Raw genomic sequence first — 26,264 nt, forward strand, 5'->3', positions numbered from 1 at the left:
GATAATGCAAAATAAATATAATTTTTCTTTATACACAAAGTTTTTTAAATGATTTTTAACTTTTCTTTAATATTCTATCGAGGTTTCGTTTGTTTTCTCTGTCTTTAATTGCGTCCCTTTTATCAAAAAGTTTTTTTCCTCTACCCAGCGCTATCAAGACCTTTGCTTTTCCCCGATCATTGATATATAATTTTAAAGGTATTATAGTATTCCCAACATCCTTTAACTTTTTTTCGAGTTTTTGCAATTCTCTTTTGTGCAAGAGCAATTTCCGTTCCCTTTTTGTTTTATGATTGTAAAAAGTGCCCAATTTATACTCATCAATCATCATATTAATGATATATAATTCCCCATCAATAAACTGACAGAAGGACTCTGCTATTGATGCTTTGGAAGATCTTAAAGATTTTATTTCCGTACCGGTTAAAACCATTCCCGCCTCATATTCTTCCAGAATTTCGTATTCAAATCGGGCTCTTCTATTTAATATATTTACTGTTTTCTCAATCTTCATTTCGGTTAATTTTTATTAATAAAACCTTAAAAACACACTGGATTTAAAAACTTGAATATTACATTATTATAAAATACCCAAATTCTTTTCGTATTTTTGCACCAAATTTACAAAACTATATGTTAACAGTATCTAACCTATCTTTACAATTCGGGAAAAGAGTTCTTTTTGATGAAGTAAACATCATGTTTACTAAAGGAAATTGCTACGGAATTATCGGAGCCAATGGAGCAGGAAAGTCTACATTCCTAAAAATATTAACAGGAAAACAGGAACCCACTACTGGTAATGTGTCATTGGAACCCGGAAAGAGAATGTCTGTTTTGGAGCAGGATCACTTTGCGTATGATCAGTATACTGTTCTTGAAACTGTTTTAAGAGGTAATAGTAAGTTATTTGAAATAAAGGAGGAGATGGATGCTTTATATGCTAAAGAAGACTTCTCTGATGAGGATGGTATCAAAGCAGGAGAACTGGGTGTAATCTATGATGAAATGGGTGGATGGAACTCTGAATCTGATGCACAGACCATGCTGTCCAATGTAGGTATCAAAGATGATATGCACTGGCAGATGATGGGAGAACTGGAAAATAAAGACAAAGTAAAAGTTCTTCTGGCCCAGGCTCTTTTTGGAAATCCTGATGTACTTATTCTGGATGAGCCTACCAATGACCTGGATATTGACACCATCGCATGGCTGGAAGATTTCCTTGCCGATTATGAAAATACGGTAATCGTTGTATCCCACGACCGTCACTTCCTTGATGCGGTTTGTACCCATATCGGAGATTTGGATTACTCCAAACTTAACCTTTATACCGGTAACTACTCTTTCTGGTACCAGGCATCTCAGCTAGCCACAAAGCAAAGAGCACAGGCCAATAAAAAAGCCGAAGAAAAGAAAAAGGAACTTCAGGAGTTCATTGCCCGATTCAGTTCGAACGTTGCAAAAGCTAAACAGGCTACGGCAAGAAAGAAAATGATCGACAAACTTAATATCGATGATATCAAGCCGACATCAAGAAGATATCCAGCTATCATTTTTGAAATGGAAAGAGAAGCCGGAGATCAGATTTTAGATGTGAAAGGTCTTGAAAAAACAAAAGACGGAGAATTACTTTTCTCTAATATAGATCTTAATCTTAAAAAGGGAGATAAAGTAGCTGTACTTTCTAAAAACTCATTGGCCATTACGGAGTTCTTTCAGATTTTAGCAGGCAACACTCAGCCGGATAAAGGACAATTTGCATGGGGGGTGACCACTTCGCAGTCTTATATGCCTTTAGATAATACGGACTTCTTCGAGGAAGATTTAAGCCTTGTAGACTGGCTAAGACAATTCACGAAAAATGACGAGGAGCGTCATGAAGAGTTTGTAAGAGGATTTTTAGGAAGAATGCTATTCTCAGGGGATGAAGCTTTAAAATCATGTAAAGTGCTTTCAGGGGGAGAAAAAATGAGATGTATGTTCAGCAGAATGATGCTTCAGAAAGCGAATGTCCTTCTATTGGATGAACCTACCAACCATCTGGATCTTGAAAGTATTACCACATTGAATAACTCTCTCGCTAATTTCAAAGGAAACCTTTTATTATCTTCTCATGACCACGAAATGCTACAAACTGTCTGTAACAGGATCATAGAACTTACTCCTAAAGGAATTATCGACAGAGAAATGTCTTATGATGAATATCTTGCTGATAAGAAAGTAAAAGAATTAAGAGAAAAAATGTACTCTTAAGATTTACATACCATAAAAAAGTCCCGCCTTGATCAAGGCGGGACTTTTTTTATTTATTATATTTTCTATTTTGTAAGTTTTACAGTAGGAAGCGTCACTGTTCCCGGATCTTTCCATAATCCGTCCTTTTCTGCTTTCTTTTTAATAGCATCAGCTCTTTTTGCACTATCAGGATGGGAATTAAACATCTTCTGGAATCCTGACTGCTTTTCCCCGCTTTCTGAAAGTAATGCTAATTTTTTAAATGCAGTATAAGCTGCTACCACATCATACCCGTTGGCTTTCATAAAATTATAGGAATAATCATCCGCTTCTGATTCCTGCTTTTTACTGAAGGAAGCATCCATTATCGCATTGGCCATTTCCCCTACCTGGCTACTGCTCAACGTCGAGACTGTAGAAGAACCTGCAGAAGCTCCGTCAATAGCAGCTGCTTTCATATAAGCTGTTTTTACTGCATCTTTAGTATCTTCGTTCTTAACGTGTCCGATCTCATGTCCTATTACTGCTAAAATTTCATTATCCGTCATGATATCCATTAAAGAAGAAAAAACCCTGACACTTCCATCTGCACAGGCAAACGCATTGATGTCTACCACCTTATACACCTTATAGTTAAGCTTCAGCCCGTCCTGTGTGGTATGCTTGCTAAAGAGTTTATTTAATCGGATTGTATAAGGGTCTTTAGGCCCTGCAACAGGATTATTTTTATCCATCCAGTCTACGGATTCCTTGGAAAGTTTAATAGCATCCTCATTTGTAAAAGTAAATGCTTTGGCACCTTTTGACACTGCATTTGCAGCTTTACCCAAATTGATCTTCTGGGCCTGAACAGAGCATACTGCGCCCAGAAGTACCAGACAAAGTGTAATTTTTTTCATGATCATTTTATTTTTTTGTAACGACGAAGGTATTGTATTTTATGTTAAATTCAAACGTGAAAATTATCATCATTTCTGAATGCTATTTTTTTTCCCTATTTTTGTGAAATGAGTCAAAAATGGATTTTTAAACCCGAACCTGATGAAGAAATTGTAGACGGCTTAATCTCGTCCCTCGGTTTTGGAACTTTTGAATCCAAACTTCTTGTTCTTCGAGGAATTGACAATTATCAAAAGGCCCGAGAGTTCTTCAAACCTAATCTTAATGATATTCACAGTCCGTTTTTAATGGCTGATATGCAAAAAGCCGTAGAGCGGATTGCCACCGCGATTGAAAATGGAGAAAAGATACTTGTTTATGGAGATTATGATGTGGACGGAACCACAGCTGTGGCCCTGATGTATCTATACCTCAGCAAAATTGTTGAGAAAAAATACCTGGATTTTTATATTCCGGATAGAAATTCGGAAGGATATGGAATTTCCACGGAAGGAATTGATTTTGCCAAGGAAAACGGTTTCTCTTTGATCATCGCCCTCGACTGCGGAATCAAAGCTCTTGATATGATCAATTATGCTAACGACCTGGGAATAGACTTTATCATATGTGACCACCACCTGCCGGGTGAAGAGATCCCTCAGGCCGTCGCTGTTTTAGATCCTAAAAGAAGTGACTGCAGATATCCGTTTAAAGAACTATCCGGTTGTGGTGTAGGATTTAAACTTTGCCAGGGATTAAATACCATTTATAAAATTCCAGAGGCCGAACTATTTGAACTTACGGATTTGCTGGCTATTTCAATTGCTGCCGATATCGTCTCTATGACCGGTGAGAACCGGGTATTGGCTAAAATGGGACTTAAAACCCTTAGAAAAACCCGGAATCTTGGATTAAGATTGCTTATTCCTGATGAGAAGCTTTCTCATTTTGAAATTTCAAATATTGTTTTTGAGATTGCTCCAAAAATCAATGCTGCCGGAAGAATTTCTCACGGAAAAGCTGCGGTGGAGCTTATGGTTTCTGACAATTTGAAACATGCCAATCAGATCGTTAACGATATTATGAATCTGAATGATGAAAGAAGAGAGCTGGATATGAATTCCACTCTGGCCGCATTAGATCAGATCATCGAATCCCAGCAGGAAACCAAACTTACCACTATTGTTTATCATCCTGAATGGAACAAGGGAGTCATAGGAATTGTAGCTTCCCGTCTTATCGAAACTTATTATAAACCCACTCTTGTTTTTACCGATGGTAATAATGGGGAAATGGTTGCCTCAGCCCGTTCTGTTTCAGACTTTGATGTTCACGAAGCCCTGGATCTCTGTTCGGAATACTTTTTAAAATTCGGAGGTCACCATGCTGCGGCGGGTCTCTCGATGGAGAAACATAAGTTTGAAGCTTTCAAAATCAAATTTGAGCAAGTGGTAACCGAAAAGATACAGGAGTATCAAAAAGAGCCTTCCATTACTATTGATTCTGAAATTGAAATTGACGAAATCAACCGTGAATTTATTAATTTCCATCGCAAACTGGCCCCTTTCGGACCACATAATATGAAACCTATCCTGGCGCTGAAAAACCAAAAGGTTTCCGGATATATAAAAACAATGGGAAAAGACAACAACCATATTAAATTTTATATCAAACAGGAATCCACAGGAAGAAATATTGAGTGCGTCGGTTTTAAATTAGGACAATATTCTGAAGAATTTAAAACTAAAAGCTTTGATATAGCTTTCACGCTGGAAGAGAACCACTGGAAAGGAAATGTGACTCATTATCTGAATATCAAGGATGTAAAGTTTAGGGACTAATTAATCCCGCATGAATAGTATGAAGAAAATAGGACTTTTTTTCGGTTCATTTAACCCGATTCATATCGGACATTTGATTTTGGCTAATTATATTCTGGAAAATTCAGATATGGAGGAATTATGGTTTGTCGTAAGTCCTCAAAATCCGTTCAAGGATAAAAAGTCTTTGCTGAGCGACCACAACCGTCTGGATATGGTTCAGCTAGCTATTAAAAACTACCCGGATATGCGGGTTTCCAACGTTGAGTTTTCTTTACCCAAGCCTAGCTATACGATTGACACGTTAACTTATCTTCATGAAAAATACCCTGATTATTCTTTCTGCCTGATCATGGGGGAAGATAATCTTAAAAGCTTGCCCAAATGGAAAAATTCGGAAACGCTTATTAAAAATCACCAGATCATTGTTTATCCAAGGGTTTTTAAGGAAGAAGATCAGGATTCCGAATATATACAGCATGATAATATTCATCAGATAAAGGCTCCCATCATAGAGCTCTCTGCTACGGAAATCCGTAATATGATCAAAGAGGGAAAGAACGTCCGCCCTATGCTTCCGCCTGAAGTTTTTGAATATTTGGACGGTAGTCATTTTTATAAGTAATTTTGTATCAACCAAAAATAAGAGATAAAAACCAGTTGATTTGTCTTTAATTTTTCACTCATAACTGAATATATGAACTTCATCGATAAATTCTTTGCCAAGTATTCCCAGGAAAAAATCATTAAATGGTTCCGACAGGTTTGTATAGCCGAAGCTATTTCCTGCTTCCTTTTGTATGGAATTGCCATGGTCTGGAAAAGATATGATGAAGAAGGGCTTTTCCCTACTATTTTCATTATCATTGTAGGAAATATCCACGGACTTTTTTTCACTCTTTATTTATTGCTTTGCCTCCCGATCAGGAAAATATTTAATTGGGACGATGAAGATTTTGTAATTGCATTACTGTGCGCATTTTTTCCTTTTGCAACGATTTGGGTAGATAAAAAATTAGCCCGTTTCGACAGAGAATAGACTCCATTCTTATTTTTTTCACCATTGATGTAATAGAAATCCTGTTACAATTGTCTTAGTTTATAGTTAAGTGAAAATTCCAAACTAAATTTTAGTTACTGATTATCAATTAATTAAATACAAATCAAAATAATTTTTACTACTTTGCATTGCAAGATACTAAATTAATTATATATCTTTGCTATGTAAAATAATAACAGATACAAGCTATTAATAATTTAAAAATAAAGTCATGAAAACGCCTATTCTCATCGCAGCATTATTTTTCAGCGGATTAGCTTTCGCCCAGGAAAAAAAATCAGATACATTACAAACCAAGAGTATTGAAGGTGTTACTTTAACCAAGCAGGTTTTCAAAAAGCAAAGTGACCGTTTCGTATATGACGTAGCCGCTTCTCCTGTCACTAAAGGAAATACAACGTTTGACCTTTTAAAACAAACTCCCCTCCTATCTACTACAGATGATAAAACATTAAAGATTGCCGGAAAAAACAACGCCGTCATTTATATTAATGGTAGAAAAACCAATATGGATGCTGATTCTTTGACACAATTCCTAAAAAACACTCCCGCGGAGAATATTCAGAAAATTGAGGTTATTACGGTTCCGGGAAGTGAATACCAGGTAGAGTCTTCCGACGGGATCATCAATATCGTATTAAAGAAAAAAATGAGCGATGGTCTGAACGGTAACATGAGAATGTCCAACACTCAGAATAAATACAATGCCAGCTCTGCAAGCTTCTCTTTAAATTACAGAAAAGATAAGTTAGGAATCAGCGCCAATCTGAACGGTGGAGAAAACATCCAGCCTCAATCCTATATTCTTAAAAATGGAACAAGCACCCTCCAAAATGAGTCGGTAGGTGATATTGATGATCCTAATAAAAATATTGGCGGATATCTTAATATAGATTATCAGCTCACTGAAAAAAGTAATCTGGCTCTTTCCTGGAATACCTGGGCCAACCGAAGTTATAATTCCACCATTGATCTTTTGAATACTTTAAGGAGTTATGATGAGGATGGAAATTTAACATCTTTAGAATATAACCGCTCCAAAAACAAAGAAGATTCACGTTCTTATAACAATTCAGTGAATTTAAACTATGAACTGAAAACCGATTCCCTGGGAAGTAAGTTAAACCTTAATGCCGCTTACCTTAATTACAGAAGGTTTCAGCGCTCGGATAACAGAACCCTGATCCAGGGAGCGGATAATAATTTCAATGTTCTGAGAGCTCAGCTTTTACAGAATGTTCCTCAGATCATCAATAATTTCTCGGGAATGGTGGATTATATTCAGAAATTTAAAAATGATTTCACCATTTCGGTAGGAGGAAATTACAATACGACGAAAACTGATAACGATACTAAAAACATAACTTATAACTACATTTATAATGACCAGGGTGAATTAATCGAAACTAAAGAAAACCCGGATCTTAATCATTTTATTTATGACGAAAATATTTATGGATTTTATTTAACACTGGAAAAAAAGTTCTCTGATAAATTCTCAGGAAAGCTAGGTGCCAGATATGAAATTACCAACAGCTTGGGAACTTCTGACAATGCTTCTCCCGAGTATAGCAGGATTGAACGCAACTACAATAACTTTCTTCCGTATGTAAGCTTCAACTACGCCGTGAATGATAAAAATAACCTTTCTTATTCATTTTCAAGCCGAATGAGAAGACCAAGCTTCTGGGAGCTTAATCCTGTGAAAAATATTATTACACAGGATAATTATACACAAAATAACCCTTTTGTAAAAGCCTCTTCCACTTATAATCAAGAACTGACTTATATGTTTAAAAATTCTTATTTTGTTATTTTAAGTCATTCCCTCTTTAAAGATATAATTACCCAGGTTCCTTTACAGAGAAATATTGAAAGAGACGGCGTTACTTACAGACAGCTGGCTTACATAAGAACTAACTTTGGTGATAAGCAGGAAATGTCCGCTATGCTGGGAATGCAGAAAACTTTCTTTAAACAGTATCTGACAACCAATTTCAATATCGGGGTTCAGCATAATATCAACAAAGGAACTTTAAATACAGATCCTACCACAGGACAGGTTTTTGACACCTATATTAATAATTCCAATTCAACAAGTTTGATAATACAAACCAATAACACCATACGTTTAGACAAAAAGAAAACATGGTTTTTAGGGGTTAACTATTTCTTTGTAGACAAACAGCAGATAGAGCTCGGATTACTGAAAGATTTAATGAGCCTTGATCTAAGCATTAAGAAAAACTGGAACGACTGGACTTTTGCACTGAATGTAAATGATGTGTTAAGAACCAATATTGTGGAAATTGAAGATTACCAATCCAACGGAAATTATAACTATATCAGAAATGACCAATACAGAAGAGGTATGACCCTGAGCATTACTTATAATTTCGGAAACCAGAAAGTGAAAAAAGTAAGGGATATTGAAGGGGCATCCGATGCCATCAAGAGCAGAACCAGATAATTGACCATCTCTCTACCTCATCAGGAAATTGATTTTTTATATATAGCTTAACGGCGTTTTTGAGCACCCATGAAAAAAATTATTTTAATCAATGGGTGCTTTTCTTGTAATATTATTAAATTTAAAAATTAAAGAGATAATAATGAACACAAATGAAAATCCTGATTACGAAAGTCAGCTCAACATTTTGTATGGTGACCACATTGAGCAGAAAATGGATCTTTACACCCCCAAAAACCAATCTAATATTAAAAAAGATATTTTCATAATTGTCCACGGCGGTGGCTGGAATAAAGATGATAAAAAAGAACTTACTTCTTTTACACTCGAACTTATCCGGAAATTCCCCAATCATATTTTTGCCAATATTAATTACAGACTAGCCAATCACAACCGCTTCGGATTTCCGAACCAGATGGAGGATGTTCATTCCGCTCTTGATTATTTGGAAAGCCGATTAAATTATAAGCCGAGATTTATCATTCTTGGAAATAGTGCCGGTGCCAACATTTCCATGATGTATTCTTATAAATATGATATGGATAAGAGGATTAAAGCGGTCATTAATATTGTGGGTATATCCAATCTGTCCGATCCTGAATTTAAAAAATATGAAGATTATGCCTTCGTAGAGAAATATTTAGTCGATTCTGCCGTCATTCCTGAAAATCAATCAGCAATGGATTTTGCAAGTCCCATTACGTGGATCAGCAGAAATTCACCCCCAACATTTTCCTTTTACGGTACCACGGATGATATTGTTCCTTTATCCCAAAAGGAGTTTTTAGATACAGCTTTACAGAGCCATAATGTATTGAATGAGTCTTATACTTTTGTGGGAGGTCATGTGGATTGGGAATATGGCGAACATGCGCCTTTTCTTCTCAGCAAAATTTCGGAATTTCTAAATAGACTCCGGCTACAATAAAAGAATGCTCTGAATCCAGAGCATTTTTTTATTCTGATTTTATCAACTCTGACCAAAGTTAATTTCTAGGATATATAATTCCCAAAAGCAGTCCTTATAAGTTTAAAACAATTGATATTATGTTTTAAATTAAAATAGTAGTAATTACGGGAATCCGTAATGTTACCACTCATTTAATTCCCATATTTGGGAGTATTAAAGAAATCTGCTATCTTTAAACTTATAAAAGCTAATAATTGATGATAAAAAAAATTATTCCCTGGCTGTTTCCCACAGCCCTGTGCTTACTTATACTTAATTCCTGCAGTACAGAGGACGATTACCTTAAAAGTAACGATGAGCAATACACTTCTAATAAGTTTCAGGTCTTTACTGAGCAAAACGGAATAACGGTTAATTATGCCGACGGTTTTAAAACCTTGATGGAACGTTATGACAGTCTTTATAATGTCAGTCATACGGCAAAAGCAATGAAAACTTCTTTCAGTAGGTCAGAAACAGTATCCGCTGAATACATTGAGTTTAATATCCGTTCTCAGGAATTTACCACGGATAAAGGGGAAAAGTATGTTCTTTTTCCTTTGATCAGAGACTATCAGGTTGCAGGTATAATGGTTGCTGCTTTAAAAGATGAAGAAACTTTTGTAGAATTTTACGAAATGTCTTCTGATGAAAAGAATTATTCTGAAATCTTGAGTTTATTTACAGCACAATATCTGAAAAGTACAGTAAATAATAGGCTAAATAAATATGCATGTGGTTTTCCTGGTTATCCTGCATGTGATATTGAGGGAATAATCATCACTGTTCCTAAATCCGGGGGAAACGGAAATGGATTACCATCCGGTGGAAGCGGAGGGACATCAGGAGGTTGTTCCATTTATGAAAACTGTATGGATGGCAATCTGGATGGAGGTGGTGGTGGCCTGCCGGAACTCCAGATATCTCCATGCTTAAGAATTAAAAACATGTTAGCAGATCCTACATTAAAAAGTAAAATAAATGCATTAGATCAACCCAATATTTTGGGATTAGATCACGAAATGGGCTATGCAGCAGGATATCCACCAAAAAACACAGGGGTTACGGGAACACAGTATCAACCAATGGAAAATGGAATTAATACACATTCTGTAAGTTTACCAACAGGCAATCATTATTTCGGGTTTATTCATACTCATAACAATGAGCATGAAGGAAACACAACTATTAAAATATTTTCCCCTTATGATTTGATAACATTTTTAACTAATATTGTAAGAAATGCTGAAGAAAATGGAGATATTAGTGATGCTTATGCTATTGTAATTACCTCTCAGGGAAGTTACATACTTTTGTATTCGGGACTGGGGGATTATGGAATAGGTCCGAATCAGATTAAAAACTGGAAAGAATGGTATCAAAATGAATTTCAGGATTTAGTTAACACTGATAATTTAACAGCATCTAATGTAGAAAAAACATTCGCACGTTTTCTGAATGAGAGTGTTAAGCTTTCAGGTTTAGCAGCATATAAATTTGATAAAAATACGGGATCAGTTGGGAAATTAAACAGCACAGGAAATCCAACACCATGTAACTAATAAAAATTTTACATTATGAAAAAAATATTAGCTCTTTTATTGATAAATATATTTACAGTTATAAATGCTCAAACATATCCTTTAAGGACGTACTCTGATGTTCCTTCTAATTCTTATATAATGGATTCAAATAATGAATTGAATTCATACGAAGGGGCTTGGAAAGGTAGTTGGAATGGAAAATCAATAATTATAACATTTAAGAAAATAAAAAAATATTGGACTTATAATGAAGACAACCCTTACTATAAAGATATTTTAATAGGAAAATTTAAAGTAATAGATTCAAATGGTTCTGTTTTATTTGATAATACTAATATTTCTGATAATGATTCAAAGATCAATGGTGGAAATTTTAGAACAAAAGATAATAAATATTCTTTTTGGTATAATGATGAAGATTTATGCGGATTAAATGGATATATTACAATAAACTTTACAGATAATAATAAGAATAAAATTCAATGGAATTTTTCAGATATGACCGATATAATTCTCCCGGATTGTCCTTATAAAAATGGTCCTTTTCCAGAACCTTTACCTAAAAATATAATTCTAACAAAACAATAAAAAATGCTCTGGATGGGAGCATTTATATTTTAAAAATTATATTGGAAGTGAGGTGGGTCATACATTAAAAAGTAAAATATTACATCTCAAGGGAGTTATATACTTTTATATTCGGGACTGGGAGATTATGGAATAGGTACAAATCAAATTAAAAGCTGGAAAGAATGGTATCAAAATGAATTTCAGGATTTAGTTAACACTGATAATTTAACAGCATCTAATGTAGAAAAAACATTCGCACGTTTTCTGAATGAGAGTGTTAAGCTTTCAGGTTTAGCAGCATATAAATTTGATAAAAATACGGGATCAGTTAGAAAATTAAACAGCACAGTCCAACACCATGTAACTAATAAAAATTTTACATTATGAAAAAAATATTAGCTCTTTTATTAATAAATATAATTACAATTATAAATGCCCAAACTTATCCATTAAGAACTTATGGAATAGATTTTCCAAAAGATTCTTATGTTAAAGATACAAATAATGAATTAGTAAATTATGAAGGAGCATGGAAAGGTCAATGGAATAATAAAAACTTTGAAATTAATTTTATTAAAATAAAAAAATGTATCAATCATATAGAAACCAGACCATACTATAAAGATATTATTATTGGAAAATTTAAAGTGACAGATCAAAATAATTCTGTCTTATTTGATAATACCAGTCTTTTAAATGATAATGCAAAAATAGAGGGTGGAGGATTTAAAAAGACTGATGGAAAATATTCATTGACATATAGTGATCCAGATATTTGCTACATGTGGGGAATAATTACAATAAACTTCACTGATTCAAATAAGAATAAACTTCACTGGAACTTTTCCGATATGACAGATATGCTTACACCAGATTGTCCATATTTGAATACTATTTTTCCAGAACCTTTACCAAAGGATATCGTTTTAACTAAGCAGTAATATTAATTTATAATTAGGATTATGAGAAATATTATAATAATTTCATTCTTAATACTATCAATAACTAATAAGGCTCAAGAATATTCCTTAAGAACATATTCTGATGTTTCTTCTAATTCCTATTTAAAAGATACTAATAACGAGCTAAATTCTTATGAAGGGGTTTGGAAAGGCAATTGGGATGGAAAAACCATACAAATTGTTTTCAAAAAAATCACTTATAATTATAATGAAAATTTGGAATATTATAAAGATTATCTAATAGGAAAATTTAAAGTAACAGATTCAAATGGTTCTATCCTATTCGACAACACTAATCTTTCTGATAATGAAGCAAAAATAAAAGGAGGTAAGTTTAGAAAAGACGATGGAAAATATTCTCTTATCTATCTTGATTTTGATCTATGTGGATTAAATGGAAATATTAAGCTAAATTTTGCAGATGCTAATAAAAACAGTCTTCAATGGAATTTTTCTCCTATGACAGATATTATATCATTAGATTGTCCCTATTTAAACACAACTTTTCCGGAACCTTTACCTAAAAATATAATTCTAACAAAACAATAAAAAAATGCTCTGAATCCAGAGCATTTTTTTTATTCTGATTTTACAATTTCCGTTCTTTCCGATATTCCATTGGCATTAAAAGCTTCGATCTGAAAATAATAAGCATCTGTTCGGTCCGCACCGGTAAAAAAGTATTCATTTTTACCATACACCATAATACTTCCATATAATTTATCCGGTGTTTTTCCCCAATAAATAACATATCCGTCCGCATCGACATTTTGTTGCCATTTCATCCAGATACTTCTTCTTTCTCCATATTTTTTAGGATCAGCTCTTAAAGGAACAAAATTCTGAACTTTAGCAGGCTTATTTCCTTTCCCTTTTCCAAATATCCTGAAGCCGCTCAGAGCAAATTTTCCGGTCGGCATTTTCAGGTTTTCCATTTTCAGAAATCTCGCCTGAACCGGATTTTCAAGTTCTATATAATCATGGGGAACGTCTTTGGTATTTTTACTTTTATCAACGATAACTTTCCACTTTTTGCCGTCTTCGGAGCCATAGATTTTATATTGATGCATTTTTCCTAAAGTCTTTCCTAAAAATTCCACATCCTGATCTGCATAGTTGACCTGAATAGCATTCACCGTGGAAACTTCACCTAAATCTGTCTGGAACCACTCTCCTGAATTTCCTGTTTTTGCACTCCAATAGGTTTTAATATCTTCATCGACGGCATAATTAGGCTGATATCCACCCAAAGTAGAAGATACCTGTACGGGCTTATTATAGTTTAATAACATCCAACCTGCAAAAAGCCCTTTTGTAAAGTCTTTTCCCCGGGCATATTGGGGAAGATAGGTAGGATAATCACCGTAAGCCGTATTGCAATACATTATGTCATCCTTATCAAACCCTGCAGGCCAGATTCCAAGTCTCCTTTCAAAATTATTTTTCGTGGAAATAAAGATAGTGGAAACATGCCACCAGTTTTTAAAGTTATCTTCGAAAGTGGCTCCGTGACCCGCTCCTCTGGCAAATCCTCCGGGCTTATAAGAGAATGGATTATGCTGCTGGTATTCGAAGCCTTCCAATGGATTATTACTTACGTATACTCCATCGGAATATCCGCTGAACTCTGTCGCCGGAGCTCCATACTGCATATAATATTTCCCGTTATACTTTGTCATCCATGCCCCTTCTACAAAAGGCTGAAGAAATACATTATCATTATATTCCCCGAAACGTTCCCATCCATGATCTTCCGGTTTTAACCTAAGAATAGGTTTTACAAATCCTTCTGACTGAAGAGTTTTAACTTTTACTTCGGTCCCCAGTAACGGCCACTCGTTGCTGGAACCCCAGTATAAATAGAGCTTATTTTTATCTTCATCATAATGAAAGGCCGGATCCCAGGCCCCTACCTTCAAGGTATCTACGGCAATATGCCAGTCATCTGTTGTGGGGTTGGTACTTTTCCATATCGGAAAATCCTGTTCCCAGGTAGAGCCAAATACATAGAGGGTATCTTTCATTGCCCATACTGCAGGAGCATTAAGATCATGAATATATTTATTATCACGTAGGAATTTTCTTTTTACAAATTTCCAGTCCAACATATCGTCACTATACCAATAGCCTTCCTGGTTGGTCGAGAAAAGAAAAAGTTTATTTTTAAAGTTAACGATTACAGGATCCGCAGTAGCACGGTGTTTTCCCTGTTGTGAAAATGATTCGAAGGGAGTATATCCGTAATCGATGTTAATAGGGTTACAAAAAGTTTTTTGCTGAGCATTTAAAAAGCTTCCCAAAATAATACAAAAGAAATAAAAACACTTAATTATCTTCATGAAAATTTACTTATGAAGCAAATTTAGTTAACTTTTTTCGTTTACAATCAATGATTCCTTTTCATATTGCATCAATATTCTTAATAAAAAAAACTTCCGGATCCATTTACTGAAACCGGAAGTTTAACTTTTAAATATCTTTATTTCTTCGGTAAAAAAACTTCAGCAAGCATACAGCGTGCACTTCCCCCTCCGTTTACTTCAATTGTATGAAGATCAGAGTAAATAATTTCGCAATATTTCTCAATCGAAGAAATTTGTTCGGAAGATAAAGATTGATATGCCGTCTGGCTCATTACCAAAAACTTTTCTCCCTCTTTATTCTGAACCTGAAGCATATTTCCTGCAAACTGCTGCATCTGTTCTTCTGAAATTTCAATAATTTCTTTTCCTGAACTTTTTATGGTTTCAATGACCTTGCTTCTTTCAAGTTCATTATCAATACAATCAAGGCAGATAACAACAAATTTATCGGCTACACACATCATTACATTGGTATGATAAATGGGTAATCTTTCCGAACCTACCGTCTGAAAAGAGTGAAAAACAACAGGCTGAAAGCCATATTTCTCACAGAATTCCCGGAATAATTTTTCATCAAGCCTTAAAGAGACAGAACCATATGCAATTTTATTGTCGTGGTCAAAGATCATACTTCCTGTGCCTTCTAAAAAGTGTCCTTGTGTTTCCGGAAAAGACCAGTCATCGATTTCCGCTACCCGGAATCCCCGGTTTTGAATACTTTCAATGATATCTTCTCTTCTTTCCACTCTTCTGTTGGAGGCAAACATAGGATATAAAACCACTTTTCCGTCACTGTGGAAGCTCACCCAGTTATTGGGGAAAATAGAGTCCGGTGTATGGGGATCCACCGTATCTTTTATAGTAATAACATTAATGCCTTTACTTCTTAGTTTTTCAACAAAAATATTAAATTCAGCCAAAGCCTTAGACTGAATATCAGAGCCTTTCTGCTCTACCTGGAAATAGTTATTTTCTGCTGTTTCCGCATTGTAACCGAAAGCGATCGGCTCTATCATTAAAACGGTATCTGTTGTCTGCATTTTTTAAGTCTAAAATTAAAGTTGAAAACTATTACTCTCTTACCAACGGCATTGTAGAGCATCTCAACAATCCTCCCATTTTAGAAATTTCCCTATATGGAATTTCCTCTACCGTAATCCCCCATTCATTTCTTAAATGATTATTCATCCGAACGAAAGTATTGTCCGAAACCACCACTTCCGGAGAAATAGAAAATACATTCGGTACCATCTCAAACATTTCCTCCGCATTTACGTGAAAACAGTTCTCTTCTCCAAAAATATCTATAATGAGACGATAATCGCTTTCATCTACAAAACCATCTTTATAAATAATACATTTGTCTTTTCCGATAGGGTTAAATGTACAATCCAAATGCAGTATTCCCTCGTAGGGAATTTTATCATTTTTCTTGAGTTCCAGATCTATAATCCTTTTCTTCGGAAAATATTCTTTTAATATTTCGATAGCATATTCGTTTGTCCTTGCCGTTTTATAGTTCCTGTAATCTTCACTGAAGCAAGTCCCGATAAAAAGAAAATCATCCCAAACAATAACGTCTCCACCTTCAATATGTGCTGTTTCGGGTAGATTAATGATTTTTCTCCAGGCTACTTTTTCAAAAATTTTCCTATAGGCATCCTGCTCATCCGCTCTATCGGCAATTACATTTGAAATAATCATTTTATCATCGATTACAAAGGCTACATCCCGGGCAAAAACCTGGTTATAATCTTTAATAATATTAGGACGAAGAACTTCCACATCATATTTTTTGAGTACCGTTTCAAATGCGCTCATTTCATTAATGATGTCTTCTTCTTTCGGATATATGTTATTTTCAATCGAATAATAAGATTTTGCATCATAGCTTTCTTCCAATGTGGGTGTAGGACCCATAGAATTGGGCTGGCCCAGTACCACGGATCGAAGTCTGCCTGTTTCGTTTTTAATGTTCAGTTTCATAAAGATTCATACGTTTTACAAATATAGTCAAAGGACTTCATTTTAAAAACTTTTAAATTATTTTATATGAAAAATTTAATTTCATAATGCAAAATAGAAGAATTGATGTTTTTTTTATATTTTTTATCACATTTAAATAAAATATCTATAAAATGAAAAATCCCAAAATAAATTTTGGGATTTTTTTATGTTTATACACAAAGATTATCTGTTTGCAATATCAATATAGTCTCTTTTTTGAGCTCCCTGATATACTTGTCTTGGTCTTCCGATCGGATCTCCTTTTAATCTCATTTCCTTCCATTGAGAAATCCACCCCGGTAATCTTCCTAATGCGAACATTACGGTAAACATTTCCGTAGGAATACCTAAGGCTCTATAAATAATACCTGAATAGAAATCTACATTCGGGTATAGTTTTCTTTCTACGAAGTAATCATCTTCCAGAGCTACTCTTTCCAATTGCATTGCAATGTCCAGAGCTTTATCCTGAATTCCAAGCGAATTTAAGATATCATCTGCCGCTTTTTTAATGATCTTCGCTCTTGGATCAAAGTTTTTATACACTCTGTGTCCGAATCCCATTAAACGGAAGTTATCGCTCTTATCCTTAGCTTTTGCAACATATTTAGAAACATCTCCTCCGTCTTTTTCAATCAGTTCAAGCATTTCAATCACTGCCTGGTTAGCTCCTCCGTGAAGTGGCCCCCATAATGCGGAAACACCTGCTGAGATAGAAGCAAAAAGGCCTGTATGAGCTGATCCTACCATTCTTACTGTAGAAGTAGAACAGTTTTGCTCATGATCTGCGTGAAGTATTAATAATTTATCTAAAGCGTTCACTACTACCGGATCCACTTCAAATTCTGCATTCGGTAATCTGAATGCCATTTTATAGAAGTTCTCTACGTAGTTTAAGCTGTTGTCTCCGTGATTTAAAGGTAACCCCTGAGTTTTTCTGTAAGTCCATGCACACAAATGAGAGAACTTAGCAATCATCAATTCAGCGGCATGATCCAGATCTTCTTTAGAGTTTACATCTACTGACTTAGGGTTGAATGCCGTTAATGCAGATGTCAAAGAAGAAAGAACTCCCATAGGGTGAGCAGAACGAGGGAAAGCATCGATGATTTTTTTCATCTCTTCTGCAATGAAGTTATATTTTTTAATATTTCCTTCGAAATTTCCGTATTGGTCTTTCGTAGGCAATTCACCATGTAATAAAAGATACATTACCTCTGTGAAGTTAGACTTCTCGGCAATTTGTTCAATAGGATATCCTCTGTAGAACAATTCTCCCTTATCTCCATCGAGGTAAGTGATTTCACTGATTGTTGCTCCTGTATTTTTGTATCCTAAATCTAAAGTAATAAGACCCGTTTGGTCTCTAAGTTTTGAAATATCTATTCCTCTGTCTCCGATCGTACTATCCACTATTGGATATTCATAAGAATTACCGTCGTAATTCAATATAACTTTGTTGTCTGACATTATTTATTTAATTTTCTATAAATTTACTAAAAATCTGTAAAATCCCATAAAAAAACAGCAAACAATTATTGTTTGCTGCCTTATAAATTTTTAAATCTATCTTTTAATTTTAAAAGCGTCTAGGCCAGGAAAAACTGCTGTTTCACCCAAAGCTTCTTCAATTCTTAACAGCTGGTTATATTTAGCCATTCTGTCTGATCTTGAAGCTGATCCTGTTTTGATTTGTCCGCAATTCATAGCCACGGCTAAATCAGCAATAGTAGAATCTTCTGTTTCTCCGGATCTGTGAGACATTACAGAAGTATATTTATTATGCTGAGCCATCTGAACAGCCGCCATTGTTTCTGAAAGAGAACCGATCTGGTTTACTTTTACCAGAATTGAGTTGGCAATTCCTTCATTAATTCCTCTTGATAATCTTTCTACGTTGGTAACGAATAAATCATCCCCTACTAACTGTACTTTATCTCCGATTTTATCTGTAAGTAATTTCCATCCTTCCCAATCATCTTCCTGCATACCATCTTCAATTGAAATGATCGGATATTTCTGAGCTAATTCAGCAAGGTAAGAAACCTGTTCTTCTCTGCTTCTGTGAGCTCCGTTATCGCCTTCAAATTTTCTATAGTCATAAGTTCCGTCTTTATAGAATTCCGAAGCGGCACAGTCTAATGCTAACATGATATCATCTCCCGGTTTGTAACCTGCTTTTTCAATAGCTTGAAGTAATGTATCCAAAGCATCTTCTGTCCCTTTAAAAGTAGGAGCGAAACCTCCTTCATCTCCTACTGCCGTAGATAGACCTCTTCCTTTAAGAATTGATTTCAGATTATGGAAGATTTCCGTTCCTTTTCTCAAAGCATGTGAGAAAGAATCTGCTTTCACCGGCATAATCATAAATTCCTGGAATGCGATAGGCGCATCAGAGTGAGAACCTCCATTGATAACGTTCATCATCGGAACCGGTAATGTGTTGGCATTTACTCCTCCCACATATTTGTATAACGGCATTCTCAATTCAGTTGCAGCAGCTTTAGCTGCCGCTAATGAAACACCAAGAATAGCATTAGCTCCTAATTTTCCTTTATTGCTGGTTCCGTCCAGATCAATCATAATCTGATCCAGAAGGTTCTGATCATACACAGGGAAACCTACTAATTCAGGTGCAATGATTTCTCTTACATTCTCAACAGCTTTAAGAACTCCTTTTCCCATATATTCCGAACCGTTATCTCTCAATTCCACCGCTTCATGTTCTCCGGTAGATGCTCCAGAAGGAACAGCAGCACGTCCCATTGCACCGCTTTCTGTAAACACATCTACTTCAATTGTAGGATTTCCTCTTGAATCCAAAATTTGTCTCGCTTCTATATAAGAAATGTAGCTCATTTTTTTATTTTTATAGTTCATACAAATTTAATCAAATTTTAACTTTTTTGCCTATATAAAGTTCAGCTTTTAAGGTTAGTCTGCGTTAAATTTTAGTTAATTTTACACGTGTAACAATCAGAAAAATAAAATCAATGAAAAAGTCTTTGGTAATAGTTTCCCTCTCTTTATTATGGATAGGATGCCAGAAAGAAGGGAATAAAAGTGTAATTAAAATGGACAGTACAGAAACTGCTGTTGTTGATAATAACGGAGTAATTGACTCCACTACGGTAAGCTCCAGCTCTGTAGAAGTGGACGGCAAGAAAACCGAGAAAACCAATTTTGTTTACAAAGCTACCGACGGAAGTCTTGTAAAAGTGGTATTCAACAATACTCCTGAGGAAAATACGGTTGCTATTACGAGCAATAAAAAAACAATCGTTTTAACTAAAGATCAGGTATCTGGTGAAGAAACCACCTATAAAAAAGATGACATTACAGCTAAAGTGAAAGGAGACAGTATTATTATTGACCAGGGTAATAATATTATAGAGCTGAAAAGAACGAAAATATGATATTAAGGTGGTTAATTCCACCTTTTTTTAATATAAAAATTAATGAGCTCTGTTAATCTTTTCATTTAATCCAGTCCGGAAAAACCCGGCAAAGTATGATAAAGTTGCCTATTCAATTTTACTCCAGAGATAATTTTTTTTTAAAGCAGAGAGAGTCCTGTAGGGAACATTACTCTTCACGGTCCGGGAAATTACCACTTCACTGATTACTATTGACAATACGATACCGGAAACAATTCTACGAGCCGGTTTAACAGCAATATTTACAAACAACTGTTTTTATCCCTATAAGCTAACCAGGTTGAGATGCTCCGGGATTCTCTTTGTTAAAGCAATATGCATATAAATTCTCAGTTATTAATCCATATCCTAGAGCAACTTAGCATGGTAATCCGGATTAGATTTTATTCGAAGTACCATCAGTTCAGGAGCGCGCTTTAAAATCCAAATTCAGTTTTAAGTATTAAATAAAAAAAACCATCCGAAATCGGATGGTTTTTATGTATATCTGAATGAATATTATTCTTCAGTTTTTTCCTCAGTAGAATCTGTTGTTTCAGCCTTAGGCTCTTCAACTTTTTCTGCTTTAGGAGCTTCTGCTACTACAGCTTCAGCTTTTTTAGCAGTTGTAGTTCTTCTACTTCTTCTTGTCGCTTTTTTCTCTTCCGCATTCGGATTGTAAAGCTCATTAAAGTCTACTAACTCGATAAGAGCAGTGTCAGCAGCATCCCCTGGTCTGAAACCTGTTTTGATGATTCTTGTGTAACCACCGTTTCTTTCAGCGATTTTAGGAGCTACAGTTCTGAAAAGTTCAGAAACCGCTTCTTTATTTTGAAGATATGAAAAAACAACTCTTCTGTTATGTGTAGTATCTTCTTTTGCTTTTGTTAATAGAGGCTCAACATATACTCTTAAAGCTTTCGCTTTAGCTACAGTAGTGTTGATTCTTTTATGCTCAATTAGAGAACAAGCCATATTAGAAAGTAAAGCGCTTCTGTGAGAAGCTGTTCTTCCTAAGTGATTGAATTTTTTACCGTGTCTCATTATTAATTATTTATCAGCGTCTAACTTATATTTTGCAACGTCGAAACCGAAGTTAAGACCTTTTGAATGCACTAATTCTTCTAGTTCTGTCAAAGATTTTTTACCAAAATTTCTGAATTTCATCAAATCAGACTTACTGTAAGAAACCAATTCTCCAAGAGTTTCTACTTCTGCAGCTTTCAAGCAGTTAAGAGCTCTCACTGAAAGATCCATATCTGCTAATTTAGACTTAAGAAGCTGTCTTGTATGAAGAGTTTCTTCATCGTACTGGATAGACGCTTTTACGGCTTCGGTTTCAAGTGTGATTCTCTCATCGGAGAACAGCATGAAGTGATAAATTAATATCTTTGAAGCTTCTGTTAAAGCATTTTGAGGACTGATGGAACCATCAGTTTCTATATCTAATACAAGTTTTTCGTAGTCTGTTTTTTGCTCTACACGATAATTTTCAATACTGTACTGTACTTTCTTAATTGGTGTAAAAATAGAGTCTATTGCAATAGTACCAACTGGTGCATTGTTTGACTTATTTTGTTCAGAAGGAACATACCCTCTACCTTTCTCTATATTGAAGGTAATTTCGAAAGTAACATCTTTGTTTAGGTTACAGATCACTAAATCAGGATTCAAGATTTCGAATCCGTTGATCGATTTCCCTAAATCTCCAGCAGTAATAACCGTTTGACCGGAAACTTTAGCAACTACCTGCTCATTCGGCTGGTTTTCTGCTGCAGCTTTTAATCTCACCTGTTTAAGGTTAAGAATAATTTCGGTAACATCTTCGATTACTCCTGGAATCGTTGAAAATTCGTGCTCTACACCTTCTATTTTGATAGATGAAATAGCGTATCCTTCCAGAGAAGAAAGCAACACTCTTCTCAAAGCATTACCGATTGTAAGCCCGAAACCTGGTTCTAATGGTCTGAATTCGAATTGACCTTTAAATTCATCAGAGTTAAGTAATATTACTTTATCGGGTTTTATGAATTGTAAAATTGCCATATTATTGGGTTGAGCAAAAATTTGATTAAAAAATTATTTAGAGTAAAGTTCGACGATAAGCTGTTCCTTGATATCCTCCGGAATTTGGATTCTTTCAGGAGCAGAAACGAAAGTACCTTCTTTCTTCTCATCGTTGAATTGTAACCACTCATAGTTTGACTTAGAAGCTAACGCGTTGCTAACCACTTCAAGAGACTTAGATTTTTCTCTTACTGTGATTACATCACCAGCTTTAAGTAAATAAGATGGAATATTTACTAGCTCTCCGTTCACTGTGATGTGTCTGTGAGATACTAATTGTCTAGCAGCAGATCTGGTTTTTGCAAACCCTAATCTGTACACTACGTTATCCAATCTGGATTCGCAAAGTTGTAATAGAACTTCCCCTGTTACTCCTTTACTTCTGTGTGCTTTTTCGAATAAATTAGCGAACTGTCTTTCTAAAATACCGTAAGTATATTTAGCTTTTTGCTTTTCAGCTAACTGAACTGCATATTCTGATTTTTTAGCACCTCTTCTTTTGTTAGGACCGTGTTGTCCTGGCGGTTGGTTCTTTCTTTTTTCGAAGTTTTTATCATCTCCGTAGATTGCAGCACCAAACTTTCTAGCAATCTTAGTTTTAGGTCCAATATATCTTGCCATAATGGGTAAATTCTAAAAATTAAACTCTTCTTCTTTTTGGTGGTCTACATCCATTGTGTGGCATTGGAGTCACATCAACGATTTCACTAACTTCAATTCCTGAATTGTGAATAGATCTGATTGCAGATTCTCTACCAGAACCTGGACCTTTCACGAACACCTTTACTCTTCTTAAACCAGCTTCGTGAGCTACAGCAGAGCAATTTTCAGCTGCCATCTGAGCAGCAAAAGGAGTGTTCTTTTTAGAACCTCTGAATCCCATTTTACCGGCAGATGCCCAAGAGATTACCTCTCCGTTTTTATTTGTTAAAGAAATGATGATGTTATTGAAAGAAGCCTGAATATGAGCTTCTCCAATAGCTTCAACTTTTACTTTTCTTTTTTTAACTACTTTAGTTTGTTTTGCCATAATTCCTAACGATTATTTACTTGCTTTTTTCTTGTTAGCAACAGTTTTTCTCTTTCCTTTACGGGTTCTAGAGTTGTTTTTCGTTCTCTGGCCTCTTAAAGGTAATCCTAGTCTGTGACGTATTCCTCGTTGGCATCCTATGTCCATTAATCGCTTAATGTTCAATTGCACTTCTGATCTTAATTCTCCTTCTACTTTTACGTTTTCAGAGATATAAGTTCTGATTGCAGCCAATTCATCGTCATTCCATTCGTTGACTTTCTTATCTTCGCTGATACCGGCAGCTTTAAGGATTTCAGAAGAAGTACTTCTTCCTACTCCGTAGATGTAAGTTAAACCGATAACGCCTCTTTTGTTTTTTGGTAAATCAATACCTGCAATTCTCGCCATAATTTAATATTAGCCTTGTCTTTGTTTAAATTTTGGGTTCTTCTTGTTGATTACAAATAGTACACCTTTTCTGCGTACGATTTTGCAATCAGCACTTCTTTTTTTAATTGATGCTCTAACTTTCATTTGATAGTATTTATTTTTTACTATGTCAAATGGAACCTTTCGATTTCATTTTGATAGTATTTATTTTTCAACAATAGCCAAATGGAAATCTGAAGATTCCATTTGGCGATCGTTTTTAATATCTAAATGTAATTCTCCCTTTTGTTAAATCATAGGGAGACATTTCCAATTTCACCTTATCACCAGGTAAAAGCTTAATATAATGCATTCTCATTTTCCCAGAAATATGAGCAATAAGCACATGCCCATTCTCAAGTTCTACACGGAACATGGCGTTTGAGAGTGCTTCAACTATTACGCCGTCCTGTTCAATATGTTTTTGTTTTGCCATAAATTAATATCCAGTCGATCTTGATAATTTAGACTGCATTAAGCCATCATAATGATGGTTCAGCAGATATGTATTAATCTGTTGAACGGTATCCAAAATAACTCCTACCATAATTAATAACGACGTTCCCCCGAAAAATAAGGCGAACGCATCTGTCTGAACAAAGCTTCCGTGTACAATTGCCGGAAGGACTGCAAAGATAGATAAAAATATTGCACCTGGCAAGGTTATTTTAGATAAAATATCATCTAAATAATCAGCGGTCTCTTTACCTGGTCTCACTTTTGGTATTAAACCTCCATTTCTCTTCAGATCATCAGCCATCTGGTTAACCGGAATGGTGATTGCCGTATAGAAGAATGAGAAGATAATAATCAACAGCGCAAACAGCACATTGTACTGCCAGCTAAAAACATTCTTGAAACCTGCAAGAAAAGTATTGGATTCGTCAAACTTCGTTAATAAACCAGGTACGAACATCAAAGCCTGAGCAAAGATGATCGGCATTACACCGGCTGCATTAACTTTTAATGGAATCCACTGTCTTGCTCCCTGCATAAGATTTCTATTTACACCTCCTCTCGCTTGAGCTCTACTTACATACTGAATCGGTATTTTTCTTACGGCAACCGATAAGATCACTGCCAAAAGAACTACCAGCATCCAGAATAACACTTCAATAAGGATCATGATAGATCCCATTCCTCCTTTTCCGTTTTGCACTGCCATTTCCTGTACAAATGCTTCTGGCAGTCTGGATAAGATCCCCACCATAATCAGAATGGAAATACCATTTCCAATTCCTTTATCGGTAATTTTCTCTCCTAACCACATTGCAAATACAGAACCTGCAACTAAAATTACAATACTAGGCAGCCAGAACATAATGGAGTTTGGCTCTACATAGTATGCAGATTGGAACTGAGTATAAGGTAAGAATAATTGAGTAATAGAAGTTAAGTATGAAGGTGCCTGTACTAAACAAACTCCAATCGTTAACCATCTTGTAATTTGGTTCAATGTATTTCTACCTGACTCTCCGTCTTTTTGAAGTTTCTGAAGATAAGGAATTGCCATCCCCATCAACTGAACTATAATGGAAGCAGAAATATAAGGCATGATACCTAACGCCATTACGGAAGCGTGGCTGAATGCCCCCCCCGTAAAAGACGAAAGCAAGCCAAGGAGACCTGCTCCTTGCTTGTTACCGCCCTGATTTTTATAATGCTCTAAGAGATCTCCTACTTCTGCAAGGTTAATCGCAGGTAACGAGATATAAGATGCGAATCTATACACAAGGATAATACCCAAGGTAAAAAGAATTTTTTCTCTTAATTCCTTTAGGTTCCAAATATTTTTAAGGGTTTGTATAAATTCTTTCATTAGTAATTATTATAAGGTAATTGCTTTTCCACCTGCTTTAGCAATAAGCTCTTCAGCAGATTTAGTGAATTTGTCAGCAGAGATTGAAACCGCAGATTTCAATTCTCCTCTACCCATAATTTTCACTAATTCGTTTTTAGAAACTAAACCGTTTTCTACTAAAACTTCTTTCGTGATATCTCCGGTGATGGATTTGTTCTCGATTAAAGTCTGGATTGTATCAAGGTTAATTCCTCTAAACTCTTTTCTGTTAATATTTTTGAAACCGAATTTCGGTAATCTTCTTTGTAAAGGCATCTGACCTCCTTCAAAACCGATTTTCTGAGAATAACCAGCTCTTGATTTTTGTCCTTTATGTCCTTTTGTTGAAGTACCTCCTTTTCCACTACCTTGTCCTCTACCAATTCTCTTGGAATTGTGAGTAGCACCTGCAGCTGGTTTTATGTTGTTTAAATTCATTTTAAAATTATTTTAAAAATTATTTTTGAACTTCAAGTAAATGACTAACTGCAGCTATCATTCCTAAGATAGAAGGAGTAGCTTCGTGTTCTACAACTTGGTGAAGTTTCTTTAATCCTAATGCTTCAAGCGTTCTCTTTTGGGTTTTTGTTCTACCAATAGCGCTTCTTACTTGCTTTACTTTAATTGTTGCCATTGTT

28 protein-coding genes are annotated in these 26,264 nt (G+C 35.2%); 11 read left to right on the forward strand and 17 right to left on the reverse strand.

Annotation, left to right across the window (positions count from 1 at the left end):
- Positions 1–55: 55 nt before the first annotated feature.
- Entirely contained in the window at positions 56–514 is a 459-nt protein-coding gene (gene smpB / locus ABJ974_RS14460) for an SsrA-binding protein SmpB (protein ID WP_419868934.1), read from the reverse strand.
- Between the two features lie 119 nt (positions 515–633).
- Here smpB and ABJ974_RS14465 point away from each other — a divergent pair, with 119 nt between their 5' ends.
- Entirely contained in the window at positions 634–2,256 is a 1,623-nt protein-coding gene (locus ABJ974_RS14465; protein WP_419868935.1) for an ABC-F family ATP-binding cassette domain-containing protein, read from the forward strand.
- A 65-nt stretch (positions 2,257–2,321) separates the two neighbouring features.
- Here ABJ974_RS14465 and ABJ974_RS14470 read toward each other — a convergent pair whose 3' ends face one another.
- A complete protein-coding gene (locus ABJ974_RS14470) occupies positions 2,322–3,137 on the reverse strand; it encodes a M48 family metallopeptidase (RefSeq protein WP_419868936.1) in 816 nt (271 codons plus the stop codon).
- A gap of 108 nt (positions 3,138–3,245) precedes the next feature.
- Between ABJ974_RS14470 and recJ the strand changes: the two genes are divergently transcribed.
- The 9 genes from recJ to ABJ974_RS14515 all read left to right on the forward strand — a co-directional run bounded on the left by recJ (position 3,246) and on the right by ABJ974_RS14515 (position 13,041).
- Positions 3,246–4,958, forward strand: a complete 1,713-nt coding sequence (recJ, locus tag ABJ974_RS14475; protein ID WP_419868937.1) for a single-stranded-DNA-specific exonuclease RecJ — start codon at positions 3,246–3,248, stop codon at positions 4,956–4,958.
- Positions 4,959–4,977: 19 nt separating this feature from the next.
- Positions 4,978–5,562, forward strand: a complete 585-nt coding sequence (gene nadD, locus ABJ974_RS14480) for a nicotinate (nicotinamide) nucleotide adenylyltransferase (protein ID WP_419868938.1) — start codon at positions 4,978–4,980, stop codon at positions 5,560–5,562.
- 72 nt (positions 5,563–5,634) lie between these two features.
- The gene (locus tag ABJ974_RS14485; RefSeq protein ID WP_419868939.1) at positions 5,635–5,976 is read left to right on the forward strand and encodes a DUF3817 domain-containing protein; all 342 of its coding nucleotides are present in this window, start codon (positions 5,635–5,637) and stop codon (positions 5,974–5,976) included.
- A 232-nt stretch (positions 5,977–6,208) separates the two neighbouring features.
- Positions 6,209–8,467 carry a TonB-dependent receptor domain-containing protein gene (locus tag ABJ974_RS14490; protein WP_419868940.1) on the forward strand — a complete coding sequence of 753 codons (2,259 nt, stop codon included), beginning with the start codon at positions 6,209–6,211 and terminating at the stop codon, positions 8,465–8,467.
- Between the two features lie 142 nt (positions 8,468–8,609).
- Positions 8,610–9,395: an alpha/beta hydrolase fold domain-containing protein gene (locus ABJ974_RS14495; protein ID WP_419868941.1), complete on the forward strand. Its 786-nt coding sequence runs from the start codon at positions 8,610–8,612 to the stop codon at positions 9,393–9,395.
- 239 nt (positions 9,396–9,634) lie between these two features.
- Complete coding sequence (locus ABJ974_RS14500; RefSeq protein ID WP_419868942.1) at positions 9,635–10,978, forward strand: hypothetical protein; 1,344 nt, start codon at positions 9,635–9,637, stop codon at positions 10,976–10,978.
- A 15-nt stretch (positions 10,979–10,993) separates the two neighbouring features.
- Positions 10,994–11,548: a DUF6705 family protein gene (locus ABJ974_RS14505; protein WP_419868943.1), complete on the forward strand. Its 555-nt coding sequence runs from the start codon at positions 10,994–10,996 to the stop codon at positions 11,546–11,548.
- A gap of 365 nt (positions 11,549–11,913) precedes the next feature.
- Positions 11,914–12,471: a DUF6705 family protein gene (locus ABJ974_RS14510; protein WP_419868944.1), complete on the forward strand. Its 558-nt coding sequence runs from the start codon at positions 11,914–11,916 to the stop codon at positions 12,469–12,471.
- 21 nt (positions 12,472–12,492) lie between these two features.
- Complete coding sequence (locus ABJ974_RS14515) at positions 12,493–13,041, forward strand: DUF6705 family protein (RefSeq protein WP_419868945.1); 549 nt, start codon at positions 12,493–12,495, stop codon at positions 13,039–13,041.
- 29 nt (positions 13,042–13,070) lie between these two features.
- On the opposite strand, the gene ABJ974_RS14520 is transcribed toward ABJ974_RS14515, so the two are convergent.
- The 5 genes from ABJ974_RS14520 to eno all read right to left on the reverse strand — a co-directional run bounded on the left by ABJ974_RS14520 (position 13,071) and on the right by eno (position 19,721).
- Entirely contained in the window at positions 13,071–14,831 is a 1,761-nt protein-coding gene (locus ABJ974_RS14520; RefSeq protein WP_419868946.1) for a discoidin domain-containing protein, read from the reverse strand.
- A gap of 140 nt (positions 14,832–14,971) precedes the next feature.
- The gene (ctlX, locus tag ABJ974_RS14525; protein ID WP_419868947.1) at positions 14,972–15,895 is read right to left on the reverse strand and encodes a citrulline utilization hydrolase CtlX; all 924 of its coding nucleotides are present in this window, start codon (positions 15,893–15,895) and stop codon (positions 14,972–14,974) included.
- 31 nt (positions 15,896–15,926) lie between these two features.
- Entirely contained in the window at positions 15,927–16,841 is a 915-nt protein-coding gene (locus tag ABJ974_RS14530) for a dimethylarginine dimethylaminohydrolase family protein (protein ID WP_419868948.1), read from the reverse strand.
- A gap of 204 nt (positions 16,842–17,045) precedes the next feature.
- Entirely contained in the window at positions 17,046–18,332 is a 1,287-nt protein-coding gene (locus tag ABJ974_RS14535) for a citrate synthase (protein WP_419868949.1), read from the reverse strand.
- Positions 18,333–18,428: 96 nt separating this feature from the next.
- Positions 18,429–19,721 carry a phosphopyruvate hydratase gene (gene eno, locus ABJ974_RS14540; RefSeq protein WP_419868950.1) on the reverse strand — a complete coding sequence of 431 codons (1,293 nt, stop codon included), beginning with the start codon at positions 19,719–19,721 and terminating at the stop codon, positions 18,429–18,431.
- A 134-nt stretch (positions 19,722–19,855) separates the two neighbouring features.
- Here eno and ABJ974_RS14545 point away from each other — a divergent pair, with 134 nt between their 5' ends.
- Entirely contained in the window at positions 19,856–20,278 is a 423-nt protein-coding gene (locus tag ABJ974_RS14545) for a hypothetical protein (RefSeq protein ID WP_419868951.1), read from the forward strand.
- A 519-nt stretch (positions 20,279–20,797) separates the two neighbouring features.
- Here the strand turns inward: ABJ974_RS14545 and rplQ are convergent.
- From rplQ to rpmD, 10 genes are all read right to left on the reverse strand, one after another.
- Complete coding sequence (rplQ, locus tag ABJ974_RS14550) at positions 20,798–21,322, reverse strand: 50S ribosomal protein L17 (protein WP_419868952.1); 525 nt, start codon at positions 21,320–21,322, stop codon at positions 20,798–20,800.
- Positions 21,323–21,328: 6 nt separating this feature from the next.
- On the reverse strand, positions 21,329–22,324 hold the full coding sequence (locus ABJ974_RS14555) for a DNA-directed RNA polymerase subunit alpha (protein ID WP_419868953.1): 996 nt from the start codon (positions 22,322–22,324) through the stop codon (positions 21,329–21,331).
- Positions 22,325–22,357: 33 nt separating this feature from the next.
- Positions 22,358–22,966, reverse strand: a complete 609-nt coding sequence (gene rpsD, locus ABJ974_RS14560) for a 30S ribosomal protein S4 (RefSeq protein ID WP_419868954.1) — start codon at positions 22,964–22,966, stop codon at positions 22,358–22,360.
- 19 nt (positions 22,967–22,985) lie between these two features.
- Positions 22,986–23,375: a 30S ribosomal protein S11 gene (rpsK, locus tag ABJ974_RS14565; RefSeq protein ID WP_292009944.1), complete on the reverse strand. Its 390-nt coding sequence runs from the start codon at positions 23,373–23,375 to the stop codon at positions 22,986–22,988.
- A gap of 12 nt (positions 23,376–23,387) precedes the next feature.
- Positions 23,388–23,765 (reverse strand): 30S ribosomal protein S13, encoded by a 378-nt coding sequence (gene rpsM / locus ABJ974_RS14570; RefSeq protein ID WP_002983260.1) that lies wholly within the window; start codon positions 23,763–23,765, stop codon positions 23,388–23,390.
- A 9-nt stretch (positions 23,766–23,774) separates the two neighbouring features.
- On the reverse strand, positions 23,775–23,891 hold the full coding sequence (gene rpmJ, locus ABJ974_RS14575; protein WP_007839480.1) for a 50S ribosomal protein L36: 117 nt from the start codon (positions 23,889–23,891) through the stop codon (positions 23,775–23,777).
- Between the two features lie 115 nt (positions 23,892–24,006).
- Positions 24,007–24,222 (reverse strand): translation initiation factor IF-1, encoded by a 216-nt coding sequence (infA, locus tag ABJ974_RS14580; protein ID WP_089793277.1) that lies wholly within the window; start codon positions 24,220–24,222, stop codon positions 24,007–24,009.
- A gap of 3 nt (positions 24,223–24,225) precedes the next feature.
- A complete protein-coding gene (gene secY, locus ABJ974_RS14585) occupies positions 24,226–25,605 on the reverse strand; it encodes a preprotein translocase subunit SecY (RefSeq protein ID WP_419868955.1) in 1,380 nt (459 codons plus the stop codon).
- 9 nt (positions 25,606–25,614) lie between these two features.
- Positions 25,615–26,064, reverse strand: coding sequence for a 50S ribosomal protein L15 (gene rplO / locus ABJ974_RS14590; protein ID WP_419868956.1), 450 nt, complete (start codon positions 26,062–26,064; stop codon positions 25,615–25,617).
- Positions 26,065–26,083: 19 nt separating this feature from the next.
- A complete protein-coding gene (rpmD, locus tag ABJ974_RS14595; protein ID WP_029297759.1) occupies positions 26,084–26,260 on the reverse strand; it encodes a 50S ribosomal protein L30 in 177 nt (58 codons plus the stop codon).
- Positions 26,261–26,264: the final 4 nt, after the last annotated feature.

This window comes from Chryseobacterium sp. CT-SW4 (genome assembly GCF_048572715.1).
In the GTDB taxonomy this organism is placed as follows: domain Bacteria; phylum Bacteroidota; class Bacteroidia; order Flavobacteriales; family Weeksellaceae; genus Chryseobacterium.